This is a genomic window from Cupriavidus yeoncheonensis, from assembly GCF_905397275.1.
Lineage (GTDB): Bacteria > Pseudomonadota > Gammaproteobacteria > Burkholderiales > Burkholderiaceae > Cupriavidus > Cupriavidus yeoncheonensis.
Genome location: NZ_CAJPUY010000018.1, coordinates 12,224 through 34,803, shown reverse-complemented (window position 1 = coordinate 34,803; position 22,580 = coordinate 12,224). Strand labels below are relative to the sequence as shown.

Sequence of the window (22,580 nt, the reverse complement as noted above, 5' to 3'; positions counted from 1 at the left end):
GCGGCAAGGCCCGGCAAGGCCGGGCCTTCCGTTCAGCGCGCCTTCAGGAACTCGCCCACCTCCAGCAGCACCAGTTCGTTGTCGTCCGCGCGGTTGGGTTCGCGGCTGCTCGAGAAGGGCAGGTTGTTGTCATTGCCCACGACGATGTGGGTGGCATCCACCACGTCCACGTTCTCGATGGTGAAGAACGGGAACGCCAGCACCCCGTCCGTCAGCGGCTTGCGCGCCAGGTGGTTCGGGTCGGCCATGCGCAGCAGGTCGATATAGCCGATCTTGCGCACCGGGGCACCGGCGTTGGCGTCGGTCAGCTCGATCTTGTAGACGCGCTTGAACTTCGCCACGTCGTCGAAGCAGTCGGCGCGCTTCTGGCCCGCGGGGCAGGCCTTGTCGGGCGTGCCTTCGCCGTTGTCGCGCTCGATGACCAGGCCGGTGGTGGCGTCGATCATGTTGAAGTCGCCGATGGCATGATGGCCGGCTTCAAGCACGTATTTCCAGTGGCGGCCGGTCCAGGCGCGCTGCTTCACGTCGAATTCCAGCACGCGCAGGTAGGGCTTGCCGTCCACGGTCTCATAGGCGCGGCTGCCTTCGTTCCACAGCGCGCCTTCGAGCAGCGCGTACAGCTTGCTGCCGTCCGGCGATGCCGCCATGCCCTCGAAGCCCTTCGAGCGGCGTACCTCGAACTTCACCGTGCCGTCGGGCGCGCCCGGCGTGCTCATGGCCGGGTGGTCGGGGGAACGCACGGCCTTGCCATCCACCTGTGTCTCGAATACGGCCAGCACCTTGCCGTCCAGGTCGGCCTGGATCAGGAAGGGGCCGAATTCGTCGCCGATCCACAGCGAGCCGCCGGCGAACTGGAAGCTCTCGGTGTCGAAATCCGAACCGGTCAGATAGCGCGCGCCGGTGCCCTCGTGCACGATGCGGAACGGCACCTTCTTGTCCGGGTCATGCAGGAACACGGTCTTCAGGCGCTGGAACTTGCCGCTGGCGAAATCCACCTTGTAGTGGTTCAGGTAAAGCATGAAGTCCGGGGAGTTGGCCTTGGCGCCGGCACCGTTGTCGGTCAGTACCCAGAAAGTCCCATCGGGCATGCGCTTGATGCCGGAGTGGCCCTGCGCGGGCTGGCCGCGGAACGGCAGCGACACGCCGGTCGGCCGGCCGTTCGACTTGCCCTCGACGGTGCCTGGCGTATCGGCACGCTGCGCGGTGGTGAACTTGCCGCTGAGCTGCAGGTCTGCAGGCGCGTCCTTGGGCACCGGCAGGTAGCTCTGAGCCGGCAGCACGGCGTGGCCGGCGAGCGTTGCGGGGTAGGCGGTCTGCGCCTGCAAAGACGGCGACAGGGCAAGGCAGGCCAGCGTGATGGCGCTGGCCAGGACGGTTTGACGGAACATCGAGCGGGCTCCTTTGCCGGGATTTTCGGTCGGCGCGGCACCACGCCGCGCCAGCGAAAGCGCGCCCCATTCTGACGGCCGAGTTTGACAACCTTGTGATGCAGCCGTCTCTGCCAGCCCGGCCAGGCGCTGCGATGCGGCCGGCTTCGGTGCGGACGGATTGGCGTCCAGGCGCCGCTATTTCCGGCTGTAACGGCCCACGACGCTGGCGCCGCCGCGCGCATGTCCCTTGAGCGCGGCCATCAGTTCTTCACGCGTCAGACCCGCGGGCAGCGCGCCGGGCTCGAGGTCGGTCGCGACCACCGTCACGATGTAGTGATGCGGGACGTCGCCGGCGGGCGGGCAAGGTCCGCGGTACGCGGCCTCGCCGGTAATGTTCTTGCCGACCGTGATCCCCGGGCCATCCTTCTGACCCTCGCCCTGCCGGAGTTCGCCGCGGTCCGCCGCAATGTTGTAGGCGACCCAGTGCGAGACGCCCAGCCCCATGGAGCCATCCGGATCGAACATGAAGATCGCGACGGAGCGTGTTCCGACCGGCAGGCCGGACCAGGCCACCGGGGGAGATACGCCCTGGCCGCCGCAGTTCGGCCCGTTGCCGCCATGCGCCGCGGGAATGACGGCGTTCTCGGAAAATGCGCTGGACGACACGGTCATCGGTGCCGCGCTGGCGATCGAAGTGCATGCCAGGCAGAGTGCCGTGGATGCGGAAAACAGCAATGGTCTTGCTCTCATTGAAGGTTCCTGTTCGAGGTTCACGGGTCAAGGCGGACAACTCGCCATGATTCCAAGTTAGGACGGAATCCATGGGATGCCTAGTTCCCGGCACCCGGCTGTTCTCGTCCTGTCGCACAAACTCGGCGCGACCTATCCTTTGGCAACGCACGGCCGACAGGCAATGGCCCGCCGGCAATGCGCGAGAGCGGGACAGGCCAGCAGATTCCCTGTGCCGCCGATACCTCTTGCACGCGTGCCTGTCCAACGTGCCAGGCCGCTCAAAGGAGCCCAAGATGAGCAAGACTTACAATCGCCTGGACAAGACCCAGGCAGCGGTGCTGATGGTGGATCACCAGGCCGGTTTGCTGTCGCTGGTGCGTGATATCGAGCCGGACCGTTTCAAGAACAACGTGCTGGCGCTGGCGGATCTCGCCAAGTACTTCAAGTTGCCCACCATCCTTACTACCAGTTTCGAGGATGGCCCGAATGGCCCGCTGGTGCCCGAACTCAGGCAGATCTTTCCCGATGCGCCGTACATCCCGCGGCCAGGGCAGATCAATGCCTGGGACAACGAGGACTTCGCCAAAGCCGTGAGGGCCACCGGCAAGAAGCAGTTGCTCATTGCCGGCGTGGTGACCGAAGTCTGCGTGGCGTTCCCGGCGCTCTCCGCGATCGAGGAAGGCTTTGACGTGTTCGTCGTCACGGATGCGTCGGGCACGTTCAACGAACTCACGCGCGATTCGGCGTGGCGGCGCATGAGCGAAGCCGGCGCGCAACTGATGTCGTGGTTCGGCGTGGCCTGCGAGCTGCACCGCGACTGGCGCAATGACATCGAAGGGCTTGGGACGCTGTTCTCCAACCACATACCGGACTACCGGAACCTGATCACCGCCTACACGACCGTGAAGGGAACGCGTTGATGCGCTGATGCGCTGACGCGCACTTTTGCGACTAGCGGGCAGCCTCGGCGTGGCTGCCCGCGCCGAAGCGCCTGCGCAGCACGCGGTTCGCGTTGATGAGGTTGCCGTCGGATACCTCTACCACCTCGCGCAGGTAGTCTTCGCTGGCGTCGAGCAGGGCCGCGTACATGTCGTGGCACAGGTCGCGCGCGGTACGACCCGGCCAGTCCGCGGGCAGCAACTGCTCCGGCAGGTTCGGGTCGCGCAGCAGCACGCGGCGGTATTCGTGCAGCAGCAGGGTGCGCACGAAGAACGCGTCCGCCGGCGCCATGCCGTGTGCGTCGGCCAGCACCGGCGAGAAGCGGTGCAGCAGCGCCTGCCACGCGGACGCCACGTCGCCCAGCTTGAAGGTCTGGTGCATCAGCGCCTGCAGCGGGCGGATCGAGAACGCCTCGATACTGGTGGCTTCCATGACCGCCACGAAATCCTGCGCCTGCGCGGCACGGATGATCTCGCCCAGCGAGCCGGCGTCGGCATTCGGGTGCGCATACACGCCCGGTGCGATCGCGCCGAAGCCTTCCCACAGCAGTTCGCGCTTCAGCCGCTGGCGGATCGTGGCGCGCGCGTCGCCGCGCACCAGCGCCAGGGTCCAGCGTCCGTCCCATTCGGGCGCATCGCCGGCATAGATGCGCTTGCCGGCGTGGATACAGCGCTGCAGGCCGGCTTCCGACAAGCCGTAGTAGCTGCGCCGCCCGATCCGCGTGGCGTCGAGCCAGTCATCCGCGCTCAGACGGAACGTCGCGGTGCGCACCAGCCGGTCATTGATGCCGAACGGCGCGGCCAGGCGGATCAGGCTGCCCAGCCATAGCGCCTGCGGCCGCGGCGCCACCACGTCGCCGAACAGCGTCACCAGCATGGAATTGGCGCCAAGCTTGAGGCCACGCGCGAGCCGCGCAACCTGCGGGGAAACGGTATTCAGCTCCGGTCGGGTGGCCATGCCTGCACCTTGAAGTGATACACAAACGTCGATTGTTTGAATCAAATTGTATCACTATGATCCACTGCAACCGAATGATTTGACGCAGGTCAAGACCCTACAGATCGGAGTACGGCATGTACGCACAGTTGGTGGAAACCGGGGCAACCAGGCTCCGCGCGATGGAAGAGATGGACCCGCAGGAACGCGAGTTCCAGGCGCGCGTGGACGCCGGCATCAAGATCGAAGCCAAGGACTGGATGCCCGAGGCTTACCGCAAGACCCTGATCCGCCAGATCTCGCAGCACGCGCATTCCGAGATCGTCGGGCAATTGCCGGAAGGCAACTGGGTCACGCGTGCCCCGACGCTGGAACGCAAGGCCGTGCTGCTGGCCAAGATCCAGGACGAAGCGGGCCACGGCCTCTACCTGTACAGCGCCGCCGAAACGCTGGGCGTGTCGCGCGACGCGTTGCTGGGCGACCTGCATTCCGGCAAGGCCAAGTACTCGAGCATCTTCAACTACCCGACGCTGAGCTGGGCGGACATCGGCGCCATCGGCTGGCTGGTCGATGGCTCGGCCATCATCAACCAGGTGCCGCTGTGCCGCTGCTCGTTCGGCCCCTATGCCCGCGCCATGGTGCGCGTGTGCAAGGAAGAGTCGTTCCACCAGCGCCAGGGCTACGACATCCTGCTCAAGCTGTGCCAGGGCACGCCCGAGCAGAAGCAGATGGCGCAGGACGCGCTGAACCGCTGGTGGTGGCCGGCGCTGATGATGTTCGGCCCGTCCGACGCGGATTCGCCCAACAGCGCGCAGTCGATGCAATGGCGCATCAAGCTGTTCTCCAATGACGAGCTGCGCCAGAAGATGGTGGACCAGACCGTGCCGCAGGCCGAGCACCTCGGCCTGACCGTTCCCGATCCGGACCTGAAGTGGAACGAGGAGCGCGGCCACTACGATTTCGGCGCCATCGACTGGGACGAGTTCTACAACGTCGTGCGCGGCAACGGCCCGTGCAACCGCGAGCGCCTGCGCACCCGCGTCAAGGCCTGGGACGACGGTGCCTGGTTCCGTGAAGCGCTGGTGGCCCACGCCGACAAGCAAGAGCGCGCCGCCGCCTGAGCATTCCTGCGCGCCGCAGCGGCGTCGCGCCCACAACCCCGCAATCTGACAGGAGAGTTGCCATGAAAGAGTGGCCGCTTTGGGAGATCTTTATCCGCAGCCAGCACGGCCTGGCCCACAAGCACGTGGGCAGCCTGCACGCGCCGGACGGCGAAATGGCGATCAACCATGCGCGTGACGTCTACACGCGCCGCAACGAGGGCGTGAGCGTCTGGGTGGTGAGGGCCGCCGACGTGGTCGCCAGCAGCCCCGGCGACAAGGGCCCGCTGTTCGAACCCGCCAACAGCAAGGTCTACCGTCACCCCACCTTCTTCCCGATGCCGGAAGAGGTCAAGCACATCTGATTTCCAGGCGCGAGGACGCATCCACCATGGACCAACACAAGTTCGAATACCTGCAGCGCCTGGGCGATACCACGCTGGTGCTCGGCCAGCGCCTGTCGGAGTGGTGCGGCCGCGGCCCCGCGCTGGAAGAAGACATCGCGCTTACCAACGTGGCGCTGGACCTGGTCGGACAGACCCGCCTGTGGCTCGGCTATGCCGCCGAAGTCGAGGGCGCCGGCCGCAGCGCCGACCAGCTTGCCTATCTGCGTGACGCACACCAGTTCCGCAACCTGCTGCTGGCGGAGCAGCCTAACGGCAGCTACGCCGATACGCTGGCACGCCAGTTCCTGTTCGATACCTGGCACTACTTCCTGCTCGAACGGTTGCAGCATTCGACCGACGCGCGCATTGCCGAGATCGCCGCCAAGTCGCTGAAGGAAGTGACCTACCACGTGCGCCGCAGCGCCGACCTGGTGGTGCGCCTGGGCGACGGTACCGAAGAGAGCCACCGCCGCATGCAGGACGCCATCGACGAGCTGTGGATGTTCACCGGCGAGCTGTTCGAGTCCGACGCCGCCGATGCCGCGCTGGTCGCGCAAGGCGTCGCGGTGGACCCGGCCACGCTGGCCGAGCCCTGGCTGCGCCACGTGAGCGAGGTGCTGGAAGAAGCCACGCTGCGCCTGCCCGCTGCCGGCTGGTCGCAGACCGGTGGCCGCCACGGCCGCCATACCGAACACCTGGGCTACCTGCTGGCCGAGATGCAGTTCCTGCAGCGCGCCTATCCCGGCGCGCAGTGGTGAGCGCCATGTCCGCGCAAGTGCTGGAGCGCGCCAGCGTGGCGCAGGTCTGGACCTGGCTTGAACAGGTGCCGGACCCCGAGATCCCCGTGATCTCCGTCGTGGACCTGGGCATTGTCCGCGACGTGGCGTGGGTGGACGGGGCCTGCGTGATCACCATCACGCCGACCTACTCGGGTTGCCCGGCCATGACGGTGATCCGCGACGATATCGAGCGCGTGCTGGCCGCGCAGGGCGTCGGCCACGTCAGCGTGCAGACACGGCTGGCGCCGGCCTGGACCACCGACTGGATGAGCGCGCGCGGCAAGGCCAGCCTGTCCGGCTACGGCATTGCCCCGCCGGCGCAGCAGGTGATCGACATCAGCGGCATCAGCCGCCGGGCGTCGCCGGCGCTGGTGGTGGCGTGCCCGCACTGCGGCTCGCGCCACACCCGCCTGGTCAGCCAGTTTGGCTCGACCGCCTGCAAGGCCCTGTACCGCTGCGGCGACTGCAAGGAACCGTTCGACTACTTCAAGGCCCATTGAGTCCCGTTGGGTCCCATTGAGCCGCCCGGAGCCGGAAATGACCAAATTCCATGAACTGACCGTGGCCAGCGTGACGCGCGAAACGCGCGACGCCGTGGCCGTGACCTTCGCCGTGCCCGATGCGCTGGCCGACACCTACCGCTACGTGCAGGGCCAGCACCTGACACTGCGCACCGGCATCGACGGCGAAGACGTGCGCCGCTCGTACTCGATCTGCTCGGCCGTACAGGACCGGCGCCTGCGCGTGGCCATCAAGCGCGTGGAGGGCGGCCTGTTCTCGAACTGGGCCAACGACGCGCTGCTCCCCGGCATGACGCTGGAAGTGATGCCGCCGTCCGGCCATTTCCATGTGCCGCTGTCGGAAACGCACAGCAAGCACTACGTGGCCTTTGCCGCGGGCAGCGGCATCACGCCGATGCTGTCGATCATCAAGACCACGCTGATGACCGAGCCGGACAGCCGCTTCACGCTGTTCTACGGCAACCGTGCATCGTCCTCGGTGCTGTTCAAGGAAGAGCTCGAAGACCTGAAGGACAGCTACCTGGAGCGCTTCAACCTGGTCTTCGTGCTGAGCCGCGAGCAGCTCGACATCGACCTGTTCAACGGCCGCATCGACGGCGACAAGGTGCGCGCGCTGCTGCGCCACTGGGTACGTCCGCAGGACATCGACGTGGCTTTTATCTGCGGCCCGCACTCGATGATGGAAGAGGTCTCGCAGGCGCTGCAGGACAGCGGCGTGGACAAGGCGCGCATCAAGCGCGAGCTGTTCGCGACCAGCATTCCCGCGGCACGTCCGGCGGCCCATGCGCACAAGCAGGTGGGCCAGCAGCAGTGCGAGGTCACCGTGATCCAGGACGGCCGCACGCGCCAGTTCACGCTGGAAAAGAACAAGGAGACCATCCTCGACGCCGCGCTGGCGCAGGGCATCGAGCTGCCTTACTCATGCAAGGGCGGGGTCTGCTCGACATGCCGCTGCAAGCGCATCGAGGGAGAGGTCGACATGGACGTCAACTTCGCGCTCGAAGACTACGAAGTCGCGCGCGGCTTCATCCTGAGCTGCCAGAGCTACGCCGTCACCGACCAGCTGGTGATCGATTTCGATCAGGAAACCTGAAGCGTTTCCCGCTACTCACGCCATTCAAGAACCCGTTTTTCCGGAGCAAGCCGTGTCCCATCCGTTTTTCACGCGTCACCAGGCCCTGCTGGACCAAGCCACCCAGGCGATTGCCGAGCGCGGCTACTGGAGCCCCTTTGCCGAATCACCCAGCCCCAAGGCCTATGGCGAGACCGCCAACGCTGACGGCAAGGCCGCTTTCGAGGCGCGGCTGAACCGGCCGTTCGCGCTGACGCAGCCGGGCACCATCGGACAGGCCGGCAAGGAAGTCTCGCCGTACGGCCCGGAACTGGGCGTCACCTATCCGAAGCCCGACCTCGACCAGCTCTTCGCCGGCGTGGCCGAGGGCATGCCCGCCTGGCGCAAGGCCGGGCCCGAGGCGTGGGTCGGCGTGTCGCTGGAGATCCTGCACCGCCTGAACCGCCGCAGTTTCGAGATTGCGTATGCGGTCATGCACACCACCGGCCAGGCCTTCATGATGGCATTCCAGGCCGGCGGCCCGCACGCGCAGGACCGCGGCCTGGAAGCCGTGGCCTATGCCTGGGACGAGATGCGCCGCATTCCGAAGCGCGCCGTCTGGGAGAAGCCGCAGGGCAAGAACGAGCCGCTGCGCATGGAAAAGCAATACACCGTGGTGCCGCGCGGCGTGGGCCTGGTGATCGGCTGCTGCACGTTCCCGACCTGGAACGGCTATCCCGGCCTGTTCGCGAGCCTGGCCACCGGCAACGCCGTGGTGGTCAAGCCGCATCCGGGAGCGATCCTGCCGCTGGCGATCACCGTGGAGGTGGCGCGTGAAGTGCTGCAGGAGGCGGGCTTCGATCCGAACCTCGTCACGCTGGTGGCCAACGACCCGACCGAGCGCATGGCGTCGACCCTGGCGCTGCGCCCGGAAGTCCGCCTGATCGACTTCACCGGCAGCACCGCCAACGGCGACTGGCTGGAGCGCAATGCGCACCAGGCGCAGGTGTACACCGAGAAGGCCGGCGTGAACCAGATCGTCATCGACTCCACCAGCGACTTCAAGGGCATGGTGCGCAATATCGCGTTCTCGCTGGCGCTGTACTCGGGCCAGATGTGCACCGCGCCGCAGAACATCTACGTGCCCAAGGATGGTATCGACACGCCGGAAGGGCACCTGAGCTTCGACCAGGTTGCCAGCGCCATCGGCGAGGCCGTGGGCAAGCTCACGGGCGATGCCGCCAGGGCGGTGGAACTGCTGGGTGCCATCCAGAACGACGGCGTGGTCCAGCGCATCGAGGCGTCGCGCACGCTGGGCGGGATCGTCATCGACAGCCGCGTGCTGCAGCATCCGGAATTCCCGGGCGCCCGCATCCATACGCCGCTGGTGCTGAAGGTCGATGCGAGCGACGAAGGCAAGATCATGCAGGAACTGTTCGGGCCGATCTCGTTCGTGGTGGCCACCGACGACACCGCGCACAGCATTGCCGTGGCGCGCCGCGGCGCCAAGCAGCATGGCGCGCTGACGCTGTCCGCCTACACCACCGACGACGGCGTGGCCGATGCCATCCGCGACGCGGCCGAAGATGCCGGCGTGGCGCTGTCGCTCAACCTGACCGGCGGCGTGTTCGTCAACCAGTCGGCGGCGTTCAGCGATTTCCACGCCACCGGCGCCAACCCGGCCGCCAACGCGTCGCTGTCGGACGCGGCGTTCGTGGCCAACCGCTTCCGCGTGGTGCAGAGCCGCTCCCATATCTGAGCCTTGCACGCAGTACCGTAGCCCCCCGCGCCGGCCCCCCAAAGCATGCGGCGCCATGATAACGATGGAGTAGACAATGGTTCAACGCACCCCCCACCCCGACGAGCTGGAGCCGATCGAGCGCGCCAGCCGCGATGAACTGCAGGCGCTGCAACTGGAACGGCTGAAATGGAGCGTGCGCCATGCCTATGACAACGTGCCGCACTACCGCAAGGCGTTCGATGCGGCGGGCGTGCATCCGGACGACCTGAAGCAGCTGTCGGACGTGTCGAAGTTCCCGTTCCTGGCCAAGCAGGACCTGCGCGACAACTACCCGTTCGGCATGTTCGCCGTGCCGCGCGAGAAGGTGGCCCGCATCCATGCGTCCAGCGGCACGACCGGCAAGCCGACCGTGGTGGGCTACACCGCGCGCGACATCGACACGTGGGCCAGCGTGGTGGCGCGTTCCATCCGCGCGGCGGGCGGGCGGGCGGGCGATCTGGTGCACGTGAGCTACGGCTACGGCCTGTTCACGGGCGGCCTGGGCGCGCACTACGGAGCCGAGAAGGCCGGCTGCACGGTGATCCCCATGTCCGGCGGCCAGACCGAGAAGCAGGTGCAGCTCATCCGCGAGTTCCAGCCGAACATCATCATGGTGACGCCGTCATACATGCTGAACCTGATCGAAGAGATGATGCGCCAGGGCATGGACCCGGCCGAAAGCTCGCTGAAGGTCGGCATCTTCGGCGCCGAGCCGTGGACCGATGCCATGCGCGCCGAGATCGAGGCGCGCGCCGGCATCGACGCGGTGGACATCTATGGCCTGTCGGAAGTCATGGGCCCCGGCGTGGCCTGCGAATGCATCGAGAGCAAGGACGGCCCGGTCATCTGGGAAGACCACTTCTACGCGGAGATCATCGACCCGGTGACCGGTGAAGTGCTGCCGGACGGCGAAGAGGGCGAGCTGGTGTTCACCTCGCTGACCAAGGAAGCGCTGCCGGTGATCCGCTACCGCACGCGCGACCTGACGCGCCTGCTGCCGCCGACGTCGCGTTCGATGCGGCGCATCGGCAAGATCACGGGCCGTTCGGACGACATGCTGATCATCCGTGGCGTGAACGTGTTCCCGTCGCAGATCGAGGAGCTGATCCTGAAGGCGCCGGCACTGGCACCGCAGTACCAGCTCGTGGTCACGCGCGACGGCCATCTTGACAAGCTCGAAGTGCGCGTCGAGGCGCGCCCGCAGGCGGGCAGCCTGGGCAGCGACGACCGCGCGACGCTGGAGCGCGAACTCAAGGACCAGATCAAGACCTACGTGGGCGTGACCACGCGCGTGCAGGTGCTGGATGCCGAGGGCATCGAACGCACCAGTGTGGGCAAGGCGCGCCGCGTGCTGGACATGCGGCCCAAGCTCACGCACGAACAGCCGGTCGGGGCGATCTGACCATCCGGGCCGGCAAGCCCTGCCGGCCCGCAATCCCTCCCGCAATCCCAATCCGATTCGACCACGACGATGGCGCCCGCCAAGAGGCGCCACGCCGACCCTCGCGCCAAAGGAGACCATATGGACGCGCAACGACTGGAGACCCTCCAGCAGCACCCCGATTTCATCCGGCTGGCCAGCAGGCGGGCACGCCTGGGCTGGACGCTCACGGTGGTGATGCTGGCCATCTACTTCGGCTTCATCCTGCTGCTGGCCTTTGTGCCGGCGGCGCTCGGCACGCCGCTGGGCGGCGGCGTCATGACGCTTGGCATCCCGGTCGGCGTGGGCATCATCGTGGCGGCCGTCGTGCTGACCGCGGTTTATGTCCGCCAGGCCAACACCGAACTCGACCCGATCAACGAACGCCTGCGCAAGGAGTGCGAAGCATGAAGCCGGCCCTCCGCAACCTCCGCAACCTCCGCAACCTGCGCCACCTGCCCGTGGTGCTCATGGGCCTGGCCGGCAGCGCCGCGCTGGCCGCCCCCGCCATCCAGGGTGAAGTCACGCGCCGGCCGCTGAACTGGAGCGCCATCGTGATGTTCATGCTGTTCGTGCTGTTCACGCTCGGCATCACGCGCTGGGCCGCGCGGCGCACGCGCTCGGCGTCGGACTTCTATGCCGCCGGCGGCGGCCTGACCGGCTTCCAGAACGGCCTGGCGATTGCCGGCGACATGGTCTCCGCCGCGTCGTTCCTCGGCATCTCGGCGATGATGTTCGACAAGGGCTATGACGGGCTGATCTATGCACTGGGCGTGGTGGCCGGCTGGCCGATCATCCTGTTCATCGTCGCCGAGCGGCTGCGCAACCTGGGCCGCTATACGTTTGCCGACGTGGTGTCCTATCGCCTGTCGCAGAAGCCCGTGCGCATCACGGCCGCATTCGGCACGCTGACCGTCGTGATCATGTACCTGGTCGCGCAGATGGTCGGCGCCGGCAAGCTGATCGAACTGCTGTTCGGCACCAGCTACGAGTCGGCCGTGGTCATCGTCGGCGCGCTGATGGTGCTGTACGTGCTGTTCGGCGGCATGCTGGCGACTACCTGGGTGCAGATCATCAAGGCCGTGCTGCTGCTGGGCGGAGTCACGTTCATGGCGATCATGGTGCTGTCCCATTTTGGCTACAGCCCGGAAGCGATGTTCGCGGGGGCCGCCAGGGTGCATGACAAGGGCCTGGCCATCCTGTCGCCGGGCGGGCTGGTATCCAACCCGATCGACGCCATTTCGCTGGGCGTCGGCATGATGTTCGGCACGGCGGGCCTGCCGCACATCCTGATGCGCTTCTTCACCGTGGCGGATGCCAGGGAAGCGCGCAAGTCCGTGCTGTATGCCACCGGCTTCATCGGCTACTTCTACGTGCTGATCCTGGTGGTGGGCTTCGGCGCCATCGTCATGGTCGGCGGCGATCCGGCATACCGCGATGCGGCGGGCAAGCTGGTCGGCGGCAGCAATATGGTTGCCGTGCATCTTGCGCATGCCATCGGCGGAGACTGGTTCCTCGGCTTTATCTCGGCCGTGGCGTTCGCCACCATTCTCGCGGTGGTGGCGGGACTGGCGCTGTCGGGCGCGTCGGCTGTGTCGCACGACCTGTATGCCAATGTGTTCCGGCAAGGGCGTGCCAACGAGAAGGACGAGATCCGGGTCTCGAAGGCAGCCACCGTGGTGATCGGCCTGCTGGCCATGGTGCTGGGCGTGCTGTTCGAGAAGCAGAACATCGCGTTCCTGTCCGGGCTGGTGCTGGCGATTGCCGCGTCGGTCAACTTCCCGGTGCTGTTCCTGTCGATGTTCTGGAAGGGACTGACGACGAAGGGCGCCGTGGCAGGCAGCCTGGCGGGGCTGGCTTCGGCGGTGGCACTGCTGGTGCTGGGCCCCACGGTGTGGGTGGGCCTGCTGCACCATGACAAGCCGGTCTTTCCGTATGCCAACCCTGCGTTGTTCTCGATGACGCTGGCGTTTGCCTGCGCATGGCTGGCGTCGGTACTGGACAAGTCGGCGCAGGCGGCGACGGAACGCCGGCGCTTCGGTGCGCAGTTCGTGCGGTCGATGACTGGCATCGGGGCGGCCGGGGCGTCGCAGCATTGAAGCCGCCGGGCCGCTTGAACCGGCCCGGCTTTGTGTTGCTCAGTTCGATGCCGCCCCGAGATCGGTGGAGACCGCTACGGCGTGCCAGGCATCCAGTTCCGCTTCCACCGTTCGGTTCTTGGCCGTGATCCGGGCCACGGTATCGGAGCCGAGCGGCAGGCGAACCGGCGGCGTGCCGCTGTCGGCCAGCTTCAGCAACGCCGCTGCCAGCCTGGCCGGATCGCCCGGCTGCTGGTGGTTGGCCGAGTCCATGTGCCCGCGCATTGCCCCCACGGTCTGCGCGTACGCCGCAATCTCGTTGCCGACGCGCACGAGCGAACTGGCATCGAGGAAGTCGGTGCGGAAGAAGCCCGGCTCGACTACGGTGGCATGGACACCCAGCGGCGCAAGTTCCGCGGCCAGCGCCTCGGTCAGGCCTTCCACGGCGAACTTGGTGGCGCCATAAACGCCCCAGCCAGGGTAGGCCGCATAGCCGCCGATCGACGAGATATTGATGACGTGGCCGCCGCGCTGGCGGCGCATATGCGGCAGCACCGCACGCGTCACGCCAAGCAAGCCGAACACATTGGTCGCGAACTGGTTCTGCACCTCCTCGCGCGAGGCCTCCTCTACCGCGCCGAGCAGGCCGTAGCCGGCGTTGTTGACCAGCACATCGATGCGGCCGAAGCGCGACACGGCGGCGTCGGCCGCGGCAAGGGCCTGCTCGTCGCTGTTGACGTCGAGCGCCACGGCAAGCAGATGGTCATGCTCGCCCAGCACATCGGTGACGGCCTGCGGCCGGCGTGCCGTGGCGACGACGCGGTCGCCGCGCGCCAGCGCGGCACGTGCGATCTCCAGGCCGAAGCCGCGCGAGGCGCCGGTGATGAACCAGACCTTGCTGGTGTTGGCGGAAGCGGTGGTGGTGATACTGGACATGGTGAATCTCCTTGCGGTGGGTCGGGTTCCTGTCGGGTGATGGCGTTGGCCACGCAGGAAATGTAGGCCAGTGGAAATGCCTGCGGTAGATCGAGCAATGGTGTTTCACTGGCAACTGCCGGTTGTCAATGCGCGCGGCGAATGCCGGCAACGACCGTCCGCTTCGATTGAGCAAAGATCAACCGTATGGCAGACTCGCCGGCATGGATCGACTTCCTCCTCTCAACGCCCTGCGGGCTTTCGAAGCCGCGGCGCGGCACCTGAGCATCACGGTCGCGGCGCAGGAACTGCACGTCACGCCCGGGGCCGTCAGCCGCCAGATACGCGCGCTGGAGGACGGCCTGGGCGTGCAGTTGCTGCACCGCGGCCATCGCCAGATCACGCTGACCCATGCCGGCGAGGACTACTACCGGGCCGTCACCCGCGCCATGGACGATCTGCGCGAAGCGACGCGCCGGCTGGGCAAGCGCGCCAGGCGCAAGCAGCTCAAGGTGCGGGCGTACACGACCTTTGCGATGCGCTGGCTGATCCCGCGGCTGTCGAGCTTCCACGCGGCCAACCCGGGAATCGAGGTGCTGCTGACCGCCACGCTCGATCCGGTCGATTTCCGCAAGGAGGACATCGACGGGGCCATCCGGCTCGGCGACGGCAAATGGCCGGGGGTCAATGCCTACCGCCTGGTGTCCAACGTGCTGGTGCCGGTGTGCAGCCCCGCGCTGCTGTCGGGCGCTCGCAAGGTCAGGAAGCCGGCCGACCTGCGGCACCACACGCTGCTGCACTCGGTCGCCCGGCCCGACGACTGGGCGCACTGGCTTCGTGCCGCAGGCGCGGACGGGGAGGTCGATGTGCGGGGTGGCATGACGTACCAGAGTTCCGCGATGGCCTACGCGGCGGCGATCGAAGGTCTGGGATTTGCCATCGCGCAGCGCTTCCTGGTGACCGGGGACCTGGCGGCGGGGACGCTGGTGGCGCCGTTCCGCCGGGTGGTGGACATGGGGGACTTCACTTATTACCTGCTGACGCCGGCGGACCGGCGGGAAAGCGCCAGCATGGCGACGTTTCGCGGGTGGTTGCTGGGGCAGTTCGAAGGCGAAGGGACCGTCGGCCGCGCTTGACCTCGGGGCGCATGCCAGGCACCCCAGACATCACCCAAGCCCCGCCCCAACGACTTCGGATGGCGCGGCCACCGCAGGCCCGTCCGCGCAACCGATGGCCTGTCGCGCCAGCAGGCCATCGATCTCCGCGCCGCTGTAGCCCGCGGCAAGCAGCACCGTGCGCGTGTCCTGCCCGCACGCAGGCGCAGGCCGCGCGGGCTGCGCGTTCTCCTGCGCGCTGTTGATCGGAAAGCCTGGCATGCGGATGTCGCCGAGCACGGGATGCGCAACGTGGCGGACCATGCGGTTCGCGACGACCTGCGGATGCCGCGCGACATCGTCATACGTCGCCACGCGCGAACACAGGATATCGGCGGCCTGCAGTTCCGCCAGCCAGGCATCGGTGCCGCGCGTCGCGAAGACGCGGGCGAGCTCCATCACCATGTCCGCACGGTTGGCCACGCGCAGCGGCGACGTCGCAAAGCGCGGGTCGTCCGCCAGCGCGGGCAGGCCGAGCACTTCGCACAGGCGTTGCCAGCGGCCGGGCATGTACGCCGCCACCATGATCCAGCCATCGGCAGTCTCGAACGCCTGGTTCGGCGCGGAGTAGGGCGCGGCGCTGCCGGCGCGTACCGGCAGTGCGCCGTCGGCAAAGTAGCTCGTGATCGACGATTGCTGCAGCGCCAGCGCGGCGTTGAGCAGGTTGACGTCGAGGTGTCCCCCTTGCCCGTCGCGGGCGCGCTGCGCGAGCCGCGCCAGCACGCCGACACATGCGACATAGCCGGTCATGACATCGACCACGGGCGCCTGCACCTTGCACGGCTCGCCGCCCGGCACGCCGATCAGGCTCATCAGGCCGGAGTCCGCCTGGATGATGCCGTCCACGCCGGCATGGCCGGCATACGGCCCTTCCTGCCCGTATGCGGAAATCGAGCAGTAGACCAGTGACGGATGATCGGCCGACAGCTGCGGATAGCCCAGCCCCAGCCGCGCCATCACGCCCGGCCGCATGCTTTCCACGACGATGTCGGCGCCGGCCACGAGGCGTTTCGCCACTGCCGCGCCGTCTTCGGACTTGAGGTCCAGCGCCACGCCGAGCTTGTTGCGGTTGAAGCCGTGGAACAGGGCGCTGTCGTCGCCGATCCAGCCGGGCCCGAGGCCGCGGCCGAGTTCGCCGGCGGGCGGCTCGATCTTGATGACCTTCGCACCCATGTCCGCCAGCAGCATGGTGCAGGTGGGGCCGGCGCCGATCTGGGTGAAATCGATGACGGTCAGGCCGTCCAGTGCGTTGCGCAGCATGTCTGTGCCTCAATTAGGAAAGAAGGGAAGAGGATTGGTGGAAGGTGTCCGATGCGGTGCCGCCAGGGGCGGTCACAGCGCCACCTTGATGCCATTGCCTTCGATCACGCGCTGCCAGCGTTGCAGCTCCTTGCCGATGTAGGCCTTGAGTTCGGCCGGCGAGGATGGCTGCGGCTCGAAGCCCTGCTGCGCGAGTTGCGCCGTCACCTCGGGGGACCTGAGCGCGGCTACCAGCGCGGCGTTGACCTTGTCGACGACGGTCCTGGGCGTCTGCGCGGGCGCGAGCAGGCTGTACCAGAGTTCGGCGTCATAGCCGGCCAGGCCCGCTTCCGCGAAGGTGGGAAGCTCGGGCATCAGCGTGGTGCGCTTGCTGCCGGCAATGCCCAGCGCACGGAGCTTGCCGGCGCGCACATACTGGATGACCGAGGCAAAGGTCGCGAAGGAGGCCTGCACCTGCCCGCCCATCAGGTCGGTGATGGAGGGTCCGGTGCCCTTGTAGGGCACATGGAGCAGCTCGGTCTTGTTCAGCCGTGCGAAGACCTCGCCGGCCAGATGCTGCGGCGTGCCGTTGCCAGGGCTGCTGTAGCTGATCTTGCCCGGGTTGGCGTGCGTGTAGCCGATGAAGTCCTTGAGCGTGCGGAACGGCTGGCCGGCGTTGACCACCAGCATGATCGGCACCGAGGCGATGCGGCCCACTGGCTCGAAATCGCGCTCGATCCGGAACGGCACTTTCGTGCCGAGGAACGGGTTCATGGTCACCTGGCTGGATGCGATCACGAGCGTGTAGCCGTCGGGCGCCGCGTGCGCGACGTAGTCGGTGCCGAGGTTGCCGCCGGCGCCTGGCTTGTTCTCGATCACGATGGTCTGGCCGAGCAGCTTGCTCATCTTCGGCGCGACCAGCCGCGCGAGGATGTCGTTGCCGCCGCCGGGGGCGAACGGCACGACCAGCGTGATCGGCTTCTGCGCCGGATATGAGGCCTGCGCGGCGGCGGGCGCCGGCATGGCGAAGCTCGCGGCCGCCAGCAGGCCGGCCAGCGCCGTGCGCGCGGATTGGGAAATGCGTGACATGCTTGTCTCCTGATGATGGTTCGTGCCTGGGTGCCGCCCTCAGCGGCCCATGTAGCGCGGCGGGCGCTTCTCGGCGAAGGCCTGCCGGCCTTCCAGCCGGTCGGCGGTATCGCGCAAGACGCCCCAATAGAGTTCGGTGAGCTGCTGCGCGTCGGACTCGCCCAGATGGGGCGTCTGGCGCGACAGCTTCTTGATGGCCTGCACCGCCAGCGGCGCGTTGCGTGCGACCCTGGTGGCCAGCGTGAGGGCGCGGTCGAGCAGGGCCTCCGGCGTGACCGCTTCGGTGACCAGGCCGATGCGCAGGGCCTGCTCCGCGTCGATGCGCTCGCCGGTCAGCGCCATCTGCATGGCGTGCGCCGACGGCACCGCCCTGAGCAGGCGGTGGAGGCCGCAGACGGCCGGAATCGACCCGACGGATGCTTCCGGCAGGCCGAATGTCGCCGCCTGCGAGGCCACGCGAAGGTCGCACTGGAGCGCGATCTCCAGGCCCGCGCCGAGGCAGTGGCCGTTGACTGCCGCAATCAGCGGCTTCCAGAGCCCGAGGTCGGACAGGTCCATCAGCCGGATGTAGAGGCCCAGGTCGGCGGCCTGCTCAGGCGCGCGGAACAGGGCCTCCGGGTACGAGGCCACCGACGTGCGCGTGCTGGACAGGTCGGCCCCCGCGCAGAACGCTCGTGTGCCGGCACCGGTAAGCACCGCGGCCCGCAGGTCGTCACGGTCGCGCACTTCGGCCAGGTGGGCGCGCAGCGCGCGCAGGGCGGACACGTCCAGCGCATTGAGCGCCTGCGGCCGGTCCAGGGTCAGGACGGCCACCGCGCCGTCGATCTCCATGCGTACGGTCATGGCGGCCTCCCTACACGCTGGGCGAGGACAGGCTGCGCCCGCCGCACACGTAGAGCGTCTGTCCGGTGACATAGGACGCGCGCGGGTCAAGGAAGAAGCCCACGGCGTTGGCGATGTCGTCCGCCGTGCCGATGCGCTGCACCGGCACCGACTTCTGCAGCCTGCCCTGCACCTCGGGCGCGAAGCCGCGGAAGAGCGGCGTGTCGACGATGCCTGGGGCCACTGCATTCACGGTGATGCCCTTGGCCGCGAACTCGATCGCGAGCGAGCGCGTCAGGCTGACCACGCCGCCCTTTGCCGCGGAATAATTGGCCTGGCCGAAGCCGCCCAGCCATGCGCGCGACGAAATATTCACGACGCGCCCGTAGCCGCGCTCGACCATGCCGGGCAGCGCCGCGCGGCAGCACAGGAACTGCGAGCGCAGGTTGGTATCGATGACCAGGTCCCAATCCTCGTCGCGCATGGACAGGAAGCGCATGTCGCGAACGGCGCCGGCGTTGTTCACCAGGCAGTCGACGCGGCCCGCTTGCGCACGCACCTGGGCAAAAGCCTCGTTGACGGCGGCGGAGTCGGTCAGGTCGGCTGCCGCGCCCATGACTTTCAGGCCTTCGACGGCCAGTGCGGAGACGGCGTCGCCGAGCGTGGCCGCGTCGCGGTCCAGCAGCGCGACGGTCAGGCCGCTGCGCGCCAAATGCGTCGCAATGCCGAGGCCGATGCCGCGCGCCGCGCCGGTGACCACGGCGACGTGGGTGGGGTCAAAGTCTTGCGTGCCCATCTCACACTCCCAGCAGGTGAACCGAGGACGCGGCGTGGTCCACGCCCGCAATACCGCCGCCGGTACATTGCGTCAGTCCGACGCGGGCGTTGGCAACCTGCCGTGCGCCGGCGCGCTCCTGCAGGTGCCACAGGATCTCCACCATCTGCGCCACGCCGGTGGCGCCGAGCGGGTGCCCCTTGGCCAGCAGGCCGCCGCTCGGGTTGACCGGCACGCGGCCGCCAAGCCGCGTGGCGCCCGACTTCAGCAGACCCACGGCTTCGCCGTGCGGGGCGAGGCCCAGCGCTTCGTAGTACAGCAACTCGGCGATGGTGAAGGCGTCGTGCAGTTCCACCACGTCGACGTCTTCCGGGCCGAGCCCGGCCTGTTCATAGGCCTGCCGCGCCGCACGCGCGGTGATCTCGGCGTCGAGGATGTCGTCGTCCGCCTGTTCGCGGAGGCCGGAGACGACCACCGAGGCCAGCACTTTCACCGGACGGTGGCGTGCCGGGCGCTTTGTGCCGACCACCAGCGCAGCCGCACCATCGACCTGTGAAGGGCAGCATTGCAGCAGCGTCAGCGGGTCGGCGATCATGCGCGAGGCCAGCACTTCTTCCACGGTGGTGGCGGTGCGCTGCTGCGCGAACGGGTTGAGCGAGCCGTTGTGGCGGTTCTTTACGGCCACTTCGGCCAGGTCGGCGCGGCTCGCGCCGCGCTCGTGCAGGAAGCGCGTACCGCGCATCGCATACACCGCCGGCAGGACCATGCCGGCCTTCGCATAGAGGTCGGTCTTGTGGTCATTGCGCTGCATCGGGATGGTGCCGCCGCCAAGCGCGGTGAGCTGCTCGATGCCGAACACCAGCACCGTGTCGTACTGGCCGGCCAGCAGCGCATGCCGCGCCAGGTGCACGCCGGTGGCGCCGCTCGCGCAAGCGTTCTCGACGTTGTAGACCGGGATGCCGCCAAAGCCCAGGTCGCGCACGATGAGCTGGCCGAGGATCATGCCGCCCAGCACATTGGCGCAGTAGATGGCCTGGATGTCGGCGGGCCGCAAGCCGGCGTCGTCCAGCGCCTGGAGGATGGCCTGCTGCGCCAGTTCCGGCGCCAGCACGCCGGTGTGGCGGCCAAACGGCGTCATGGCGCCGCCGTGGATGTAGATGTCCTGCATCGTTGCTTACCTCGTGGGAGTCAGGCCGGCACGGCCAGGAAGACGTAGCCGAATTCGGCGTCCGGCTGCGCGCTGTAGCGCTGCCCGATGGTGGGGCGGTCGGTGCCCAGCAGGCGTCCGAAGATGCGCACCGGGCCAGGGAAATCCACATAGCCGAGCGCATAAGGCGCCAATCCGCTCTTCGGGCCCGGATGGATCACGGTGAAGCTGTACACCGATCCCGTGCCGGCCACGGGCGCCACGTCATGGCGCGTGGCGAGCGGCGAGTCATCGGGCACGGCGGGGAACACGTACTCGCCGGTGGCGCGATCGCGCGAGGCGAGCAGTTGCGGCGCGGGGCCGGGGTTCCACAGTGGGTAGGGAAGGTCTGGCACGGCAGTCTCCTGTTGTCGGATATCGGCTGGCCGTGCATCGGTGAGCGCGCGGCCTTGTGCGTAATGGTTGTCGCCGGCGCGGTTCCGTACAAACGATATTTCGGGCGTGATCGATTGAGAAAATCTCAAGCGACGGACCGGAAGGCGGGACCTGCCGGTGCGGCGGACCCGGCACCGGAGGGCTGCCAGAACGACCTCAGGACACTGGCATGAACTGCAAAGTGGTTGGCGCGCGTTGCATGGCTCGGATTGCTGCAAGCGCTAGTCTTGTCATGGCCGACGGGGCGCCGCGGCTGGCCCGCCTGCGCCGCATTCCGATGTTCCCGAAGTTTCAGAAGGACGAAACCCGTATGACCTACTCGATTTCCCGTGCCGACCTGGACACCATCACCGATGCGGAACTGGCAAGCAGCACCACAAAATTCCTGCCGCAGTGGACGGATATCCCGGTGGAGTTCCGCGAGGGCAACGTCTACACGCGAATGGCGCAAGCGCGGCTGCTCGACTACCCGGTGCCGGACGTTTCCATCTCGTTCCTTCCCGGCTTTGAAGACGAAGGCGCCTGCAAGGCCATCGACCGCTGCGTCGTCGCGCACCTGAAAGCCTTTGCGCCGCGGCACGAGCACCGGATTGCCGGTGTCGGCTACATGCTGTCGAAGATCTGCAGGATCACGGCCGCCTGATTGCCCGCATGATTGCCGGCGTGATTGCCGGAAGGGGGCTGAAGCGGCCGCTGCGGAGCCTGCGCTCAGAACTTGTGCCGGACCCCCGCGACCGCGCCGAACTGGTTCGTGCCGGCAGCCCCGATCGTCGTCGACGGCCCATTGAGGCCGATGCGCGCGCCGTCGTCGTTGCTGATGTACGCAACCTGCGCATAGACGTCGGTGCGTTTCGAGAAGGCATAGTCGAGCAGCAGCGCAGCACTCCATGCGTCGCCGTTGCCGTGCCGGTCGTTCAGCAGGTATCCCGCGCCGCTCATGGTCAGGGCCGGCGTGAGCTGGTAGCTGGCGCCGATCCAGAACAGGTCGGCGCGCCGGGCGGGTAGCGCCGTGGTGGCGCCGATATCGCCATTCAGCCAGCGATATCCGGCAAACACCTTGGCCTGCGTCCACGTGTAGGTCGCGGCCACGGCCAGGCGACGATCGCGTTGCGCCGAACTCTGGCCGGCCAGGCCCCGCGTGCCCTGTTGCTCGTCGTAGATCACGGTCATGCCGATATTGCCGGTGCTGTACTCGACGCCGGCGCTCATCGCGCGGTCGCTGCCGGGATCGCCGGGGATTTCGCTGGCAAGGGCGCCGCCGCCCAGCGACGTGCCGCGCGCGAACGCGTAGAGGCCCGTGACCGTCAGGCCGCCGAACTTGCCCGTGTACTTGGCGGTGTTGTCGTAGCGCCCGGCCGTCATCGCATCCATCATGAAGATCGAATAGCGCGGCGACACCGCCATGGCGTCGTAGTTGATCAGGATGTCGTAGAGGATGTTGTTCTGATGGCCCAGCGTCACGCGGCCGTAGGACGAAGACAGGCCGGTGAATGCCTGGCGTCCGAACAGGCGCCCGCCCTGTGCCGAGGTGCCGGCATCGATGTCGAAGCCGCTTTCGAGCACGAACAGGGCCTGCAGGCCGCCGCCGAGATCTTCGGTGCCGCGCATGCCCCAGCGCGATCCCGACAGGTTGCCCGAGGCCATGCGCGTCAGGCTGTGGTTGCCGGTGTCGGCATGCGTGAGGAATTCGACCCCGACGTCGGCGACGCCGTAGAGCGTGACCGAGCCCTGTGCCTGCGCCGCGACTGTCCATGCCAGCGCCGTCACCGCCATTGCGATGCCTCGAAGGGTCTTGCTTTGCGTGAGTTTCATATTGGTCTTCTGATCTTCTGTCTTCTGGTTTGTGTGGTTCAGATCCGCGCGCAGCGCGCACGTTGCCGGCATCGGATGCCGCTGCCGGGCAGGCGGCAGG

The 22,580-nt window shown here is 67.6% G+C and carries 24 protein-coding genes; 13 read left to right on the top strand and 11 right to left on the bottom strand.

All coding sequences use genetic code 11. From position 1 onward, the window contains the following. Positions 1-32: 32 nt before the first annotated feature. Both KHO22_RS22740 and KHO22_RS22735 read right to left on the bottom strand, forming a co-directional pair. Positions 33-1,388, bottom strand: a complete 1,356-nt coding sequence (locus KHO22_RS22740) for an esterase-like activity of phytase family protein (RefSeq protein ID WP_211949440.1) — start codon at positions 1,386-1,388, stop codon at positions 33-35. A 177-nt stretch (positions 1,389-1,565) separates the two neighbouring features. Next, on the bottom strand, positions 1,566-1,943 hold the full coding sequence (locus KHO22_RS22735; protein WP_338031361.1) for a YbhB/YbcL family Raf kinase inhibitor-like protein: 378 nt from the start codon (positions 1,941-1,943) through the stop codon (positions 1,566-1,568). On the opposite strand from KHO22_RS22735, the gene KHO22_RS32560 reads away from it, so the two are divergent. Together KHO22_RS32560 and ycaC are read left to right on the top strand one after the other, a co-directional pair. After that, positions 1,894-2,181 (top strand): hypothetical protein, encoded by a 288-nt coding sequence (locus tag KHO22_RS32560; RefSeq protein ID WP_230426981.1) that lies wholly within the window; start codon positions 1,894-1,896, stop codon positions 2,179-2,181. The genes KHO22_RS22735 and KHO22_RS32560 overlap by 50 nt on opposite strands. 214 nt (positions 2,182-2,395) lie before the next feature. Next, positions 2,396-3,022 (top strand): isochorismate family cysteine hydrolase YcaC, encoded by a 627-nt coding sequence (gene ycaC, locus KHO22_RS22730; RefSeq protein ID WP_211949439.1) that lies wholly within the window; start codon positions 2,396-2,398, stop codon positions 3,020-3,022. Between the two features lie 31 nt (positions 3,023-3,053). Here ycaC and paaX read toward each other — a convergent pair whose 3' ends face one another. After that, positions 3,054-3,998 carry a phenylacetic acid degradation operon negative regulatory protein PaaX gene (paaX, locus tag KHO22_RS22725; RefSeq protein ID WP_211949438.1) on the bottom strand — a complete coding sequence of 315 codons (945 nt, stop codon included), beginning with the start codon at positions 3,996-3,998 and terminating at the stop codon, positions 3,054-3,056. 116 nt (positions 3,999-4,114) lie between these two features. On the opposite strand from paaX, the gene paaA reads away from it, so the two are divergent. From paaA to KHO22_RS22680, 9 genes are all read left to right on the top strand, one after another. After that, positions 4,115-5,098, top strand: a complete 984-nt coding sequence (gene paaA / locus KHO22_RS22720; RefSeq protein WP_211949437.1) for a 1,2-phenylacetyl-CoA epoxidase subunit PaaA — start codon at positions 4,115-4,117, stop codon at positions 5,096-5,098. A 62-nt stretch (positions 5,099-5,160) separates the two neighbouring features. Next, the gene (paaB, locus tag KHO22_RS22715; RefSeq protein ID WP_211949436.1) at positions 5,161-5,442 is read left to right on the top strand and encodes a 1,2-phenylacetyl-CoA epoxidase subunit PaaB; all 282 of its coding nucleotides are present in this window, start codon (positions 5,161-5,163) and stop codon (positions 5,440-5,442) included. Between the two features lie 26 nt (positions 5,443-5,468). Continuing rightward, a complete protein-coding gene (gene paaC, locus KHO22_RS22710; protein WP_211949435.1) occupies positions 5,469-6,221 on the top strand; it encodes a 1,2-phenylacetyl-CoA epoxidase subunit PaaC in 753 nt (250 codons plus the stop codon). Between the two features lie 5 nt (positions 6,222-6,226). After that, positions 6,227-6,742: a 1,2-phenylacetyl-CoA epoxidase subunit PaaD gene (paaD, locus tag KHO22_RS22705; RefSeq protein WP_211949434.1), complete on the top strand. Its 516-nt coding sequence runs from the start codon at positions 6,227-6,229 to the stop codon at positions 6,740-6,742. A gap of 37 nt (positions 6,743-6,779) precedes the next feature. Continuing rightward, complete coding sequence (gene paaE / locus KHO22_RS22700; RefSeq protein WP_211949433.1) at positions 6,780-7,856, top strand: 1,2-phenylacetyl-CoA epoxidase subunit PaaE; 1,077 nt, start codon at positions 6,780-6,782, stop codon at positions 7,854-7,856. 52 nt (positions 7,857-7,908) lie between these two features. Beyond that, positions 7,909-9,573 carry a phenylacetic acid degradation protein PaaN gene (gene paaN, locus KHO22_RS22695; protein WP_211949432.1) on the top strand — a complete coding sequence of 555 codons (1,665 nt, stop codon included), beginning with the start codon at positions 7,909-7,911 and terminating at the stop codon, positions 9,571-9,573. Positions 9,574-9,649: 76 nt separating this feature from the next. Beyond that, positions 9,650-10,996: a phenylacetate--CoA ligase PaaK gene (gene paaK / locus KHO22_RS22690; protein WP_211949431.1), complete on the top strand. Its 1,347-nt coding sequence runs from the start codon at positions 9,650-9,652 to the stop codon at positions 10,994-10,996. Between the two features lie 120 nt (positions 10,997-11,116). Beyond that, positions 11,117-11,425, top strand: a complete 309-nt coding sequence (locus KHO22_RS22685; protein ID WP_211949430.1) for a DUF485 domain-containing protein — start codon at positions 11,117-11,119, stop codon at positions 11,423-11,425. A gap of 59 nt (positions 11,426-11,484) precedes the next feature. Next, entirely contained in the window at positions 11,485-13,113 is a 1,629-nt protein-coding gene (locus KHO22_RS22680) for a cation acetate symporter (protein ID WP_211949541.1), read from the top strand. Positions 13,114-13,152: 39 nt separating this feature from the next. Here the strand turns inward: KHO22_RS22680 and KHO22_RS22675 are convergent, their stop codons facing one another. Then, the gene (locus KHO22_RS22675; RefSeq protein ID WP_211949429.1) at positions 13,153-14,028 is read right to left on the bottom strand and encodes an oxidoreductase; all 876 of its coding nucleotides are present in this window, start codon (positions 14,026-14,028) and stop codon (positions 13,153-13,155) included. Between the two features lie 203 nt (positions 14,029-14,231). Between KHO22_RS22675 and gcvA the strand changes: the two genes are divergently transcribed. Then, entirely contained in the window at positions 14,232-15,143 is a 912-nt protein-coding gene (gcvA, locus tag KHO22_RS22670) for a transcriptional regulator GcvA (RefSeq protein ID WP_211949428.1), read from the top strand. A gap of 30 nt (positions 15,144-15,173) precedes the next feature. On the opposite strand, the gene KHO22_RS22665 is transcribed toward gcvA, so the two are convergent. The 6 genes from KHO22_RS22665 to KHO22_RS22640 form a co-directional block, all read right to left on the bottom strand. Then, the gene (locus KHO22_RS22665) at positions 15,174-16,421 is read right to left on the bottom strand and encodes a CaiB/BaiF CoA transferase family protein (protein ID WP_211949427.1); all 1,248 of its coding nucleotides are present in this window, start codon (positions 16,419-16,421) and stop codon (positions 15,174-15,176) included. A 72-nt stretch (positions 16,422-16,493) separates the two neighbouring features. Further along, entirely contained in the window at positions 16,494-17,489 is a 996-nt protein-coding gene (locus KHO22_RS22660; protein WP_211949426.1) for a tripartite tricarboxylate transporter substrate binding protein, read from the bottom strand. 39 nt (positions 17,490-17,528) lie between these two features. Further along, positions 17,529-18,332, bottom strand: a complete 804-nt coding sequence (locus KHO22_RS22655) for an enoyl-CoA hydratase/isomerase family protein (protein ID WP_211949425.1) — start codon at positions 18,330-18,332, stop codon at positions 17,529-17,531. A gap of 10 nt (positions 18,333-18,342) precedes the next feature. Further along, on the bottom strand, positions 18,343-19,107 hold the full coding sequence (locus tag KHO22_RS22650; RefSeq protein WP_211949424.1) for an SDR family NAD(P)-dependent oxidoreductase: 765 nt from the start codon (positions 19,105-19,107) through the stop codon (positions 18,343-18,345). Between the two features lies 1 nt (position 19,108). Then, a complete protein-coding gene (locus KHO22_RS22645; RefSeq protein WP_211949423.1) occupies positions 19,109-20,254 on the bottom strand; it encodes a thiolase family protein in 1,146 nt (381 codons plus the stop codon). Positions 20,255-20,274: 20 nt separating this feature from the next. Next, positions 20,275-20,628 (bottom strand): Zn-ribbon domain-containing OB-fold protein, encoded by a 354-nt coding sequence (locus KHO22_RS22640; protein ID WP_211949422.1) that lies wholly within the window; start codon positions 20,626-20,628, stop codon positions 20,275-20,277. Positions 20,629-20,837: 209 nt separating this feature from the next. On the opposite strand from KHO22_RS22640, the gene KHO22_RS22635 reads away from it, so the two are divergent. Beyond that, positions 20,838-21,311, top strand: coding sequence for a hypothetical protein (locus KHO22_RS22635; RefSeq protein WP_211949421.1), 474 nt, complete (start codon positions 20,838-20,840; stop codon positions 21,309-21,311). Between the two features lie 65 nt (positions 21,312-21,376). Here KHO22_RS22635 and KHO22_RS22630 read toward each other — a convergent pair whose 3' ends face one another. Next, entirely contained in the window at positions 21,377-22,480 is a 1,104-nt protein-coding gene (locus tag KHO22_RS22630) for a porin (RefSeq protein ID WP_211949420.1), read from the bottom strand. Positions 22,481-22,580: the final 100 nt, after the last annotated feature.

Coding starts and splice junctions, on each gene's coding strand:
- KHO22_RS22655 (WP_211949425.1), bottom strand. CDS start 18,332: ATGACCGTACGCATGGAGATCGACGGCGCGGTGGCCGTCCTGACCCTG.
- KHO22_RS22630 (WP_211949420.1), bottom strand. CDS start 22,480: ATGAAACTCACGCAAAGCAAGACCCTTCGAGGCATCGCAATGGCGGTG.
- KHO22_RS22635 (WP_211949421.1), top strand. CDS start 20,838: ATGAACTGCAAAGTGGTTGGCGCGCGTTGCATGGCTCGGATTGCTGCA.
- paaK (WP_211949431.1), top strand. CDS start 9,650: ATGGTTCAACGCACCCCCCACCCCGACGAGCTGGAGCCGATCGAGCGC.
- KHO22_RS22685 (WP_211949430.1), top strand. CDS start 11,117: ATGGACGCGCAACGACTGGAGACCCTCCAGCAGCACCCCGATTTCATC.
- paaX (WP_211949438.1), bottom strand. CDS start 3,998: ATGGCCACCCGACCGGAGCTGAATACCGTTTCCCCGCAGGTTGCGCGG.
- KHO22_RS22660 (WP_211949426.1), bottom strand. CDS start 17,489: ATGTCACGCATTTCCCAATCCGCGCGCACGGCGCTGGCCGGCCTGCTG.
- paaA (WP_211949437.1), top strand. CDS start 4,115: ATGTACGCACAGTTGGTGGAAACCGGGGCAACCAGGCTCCGCGCGATG.
- KHO22_RS22740 (WP_211949440.1), bottom strand. CDS start 1,388: ATGTTCCGTCAAACCGTCCTGGCCAGCGCCATCACGCTGGCCTGCCTT.
- KHO22_RS22645 (WP_211949423.1), bottom strand. CDS start 20,254: ATGCAGGACATCTACATCCACGGCGGCGCCATGACGCCGTTTGGCCGC.
- paaC (WP_211949435.1), top strand. CDS start 5,469: ATGGACCAACACAAGTTCGAATACCTGCAGCGCCTGGGCGATACCACG.
- KHO22_RS22675 (WP_211949429.1), bottom strand. CDS start 14,028: ATGTCCAGTATCACCACCACCGCTTCCGCCAACACCAGCAAGGTCTGG.
- KHO22_RS32560 (WP_230426981.1), top strand. CDS start 1,894: ATGAAGATCGCGACGGAGCGTGTTCCGACCGGCAGGCCGGACCAGGCC.
- gcvA (WP_211949428.1), top strand. CDS start 14,232: ATGGATCGACTTCCTCCTCTCAACGCCCTGCGGGCTTTCGAAGCCGCG.
- paaD (WP_211949434.1), top strand. CDS start 6,227: ATGTCCGCGCAAGTGCTGGAGCGCGCCAGCGTGGCGCAGGTCTGGACC.
- paaE (WP_211949433.1), top strand. CDS start 6,780: ATGACCAAATTCCATGAACTGACCGTGGCCAGCGTGACGCGCGAAACG.
- KHO22_RS22650 (WP_211949424.1), bottom strand. CDS start 19,107: ATGGGCACGCAAGACTTTGACCCCACCCACGTCGCCGTGGTCACCGGC.
- KHO22_RS22680 (WP_211949541.1), top strand. CDS start 11,485: ATGGGCCTGGCCGGCAGCGCCGCGCTGGCCGCCCCCGCCATCCAGGGT.
- KHO22_RS22665 (WP_211949427.1), bottom strand. CDS start 16,421: ATGCTGCGCAACGCACTGGACGGCCTGACCGTCATCGATTTCACCCAG.
- paaB (WP_211949436.1), top strand. CDS start 5,161: ATGAAAGAGTGGCCGCTTTGGGAGATCTTTATCCGCAGCCAGCACGGC.
- ycaC (WP_211949439.1), top strand. CDS start 2,396: ATGAGCAAGACTTACAATCGCCTGGACAAGACCCAGGCAGCGGTGCTG.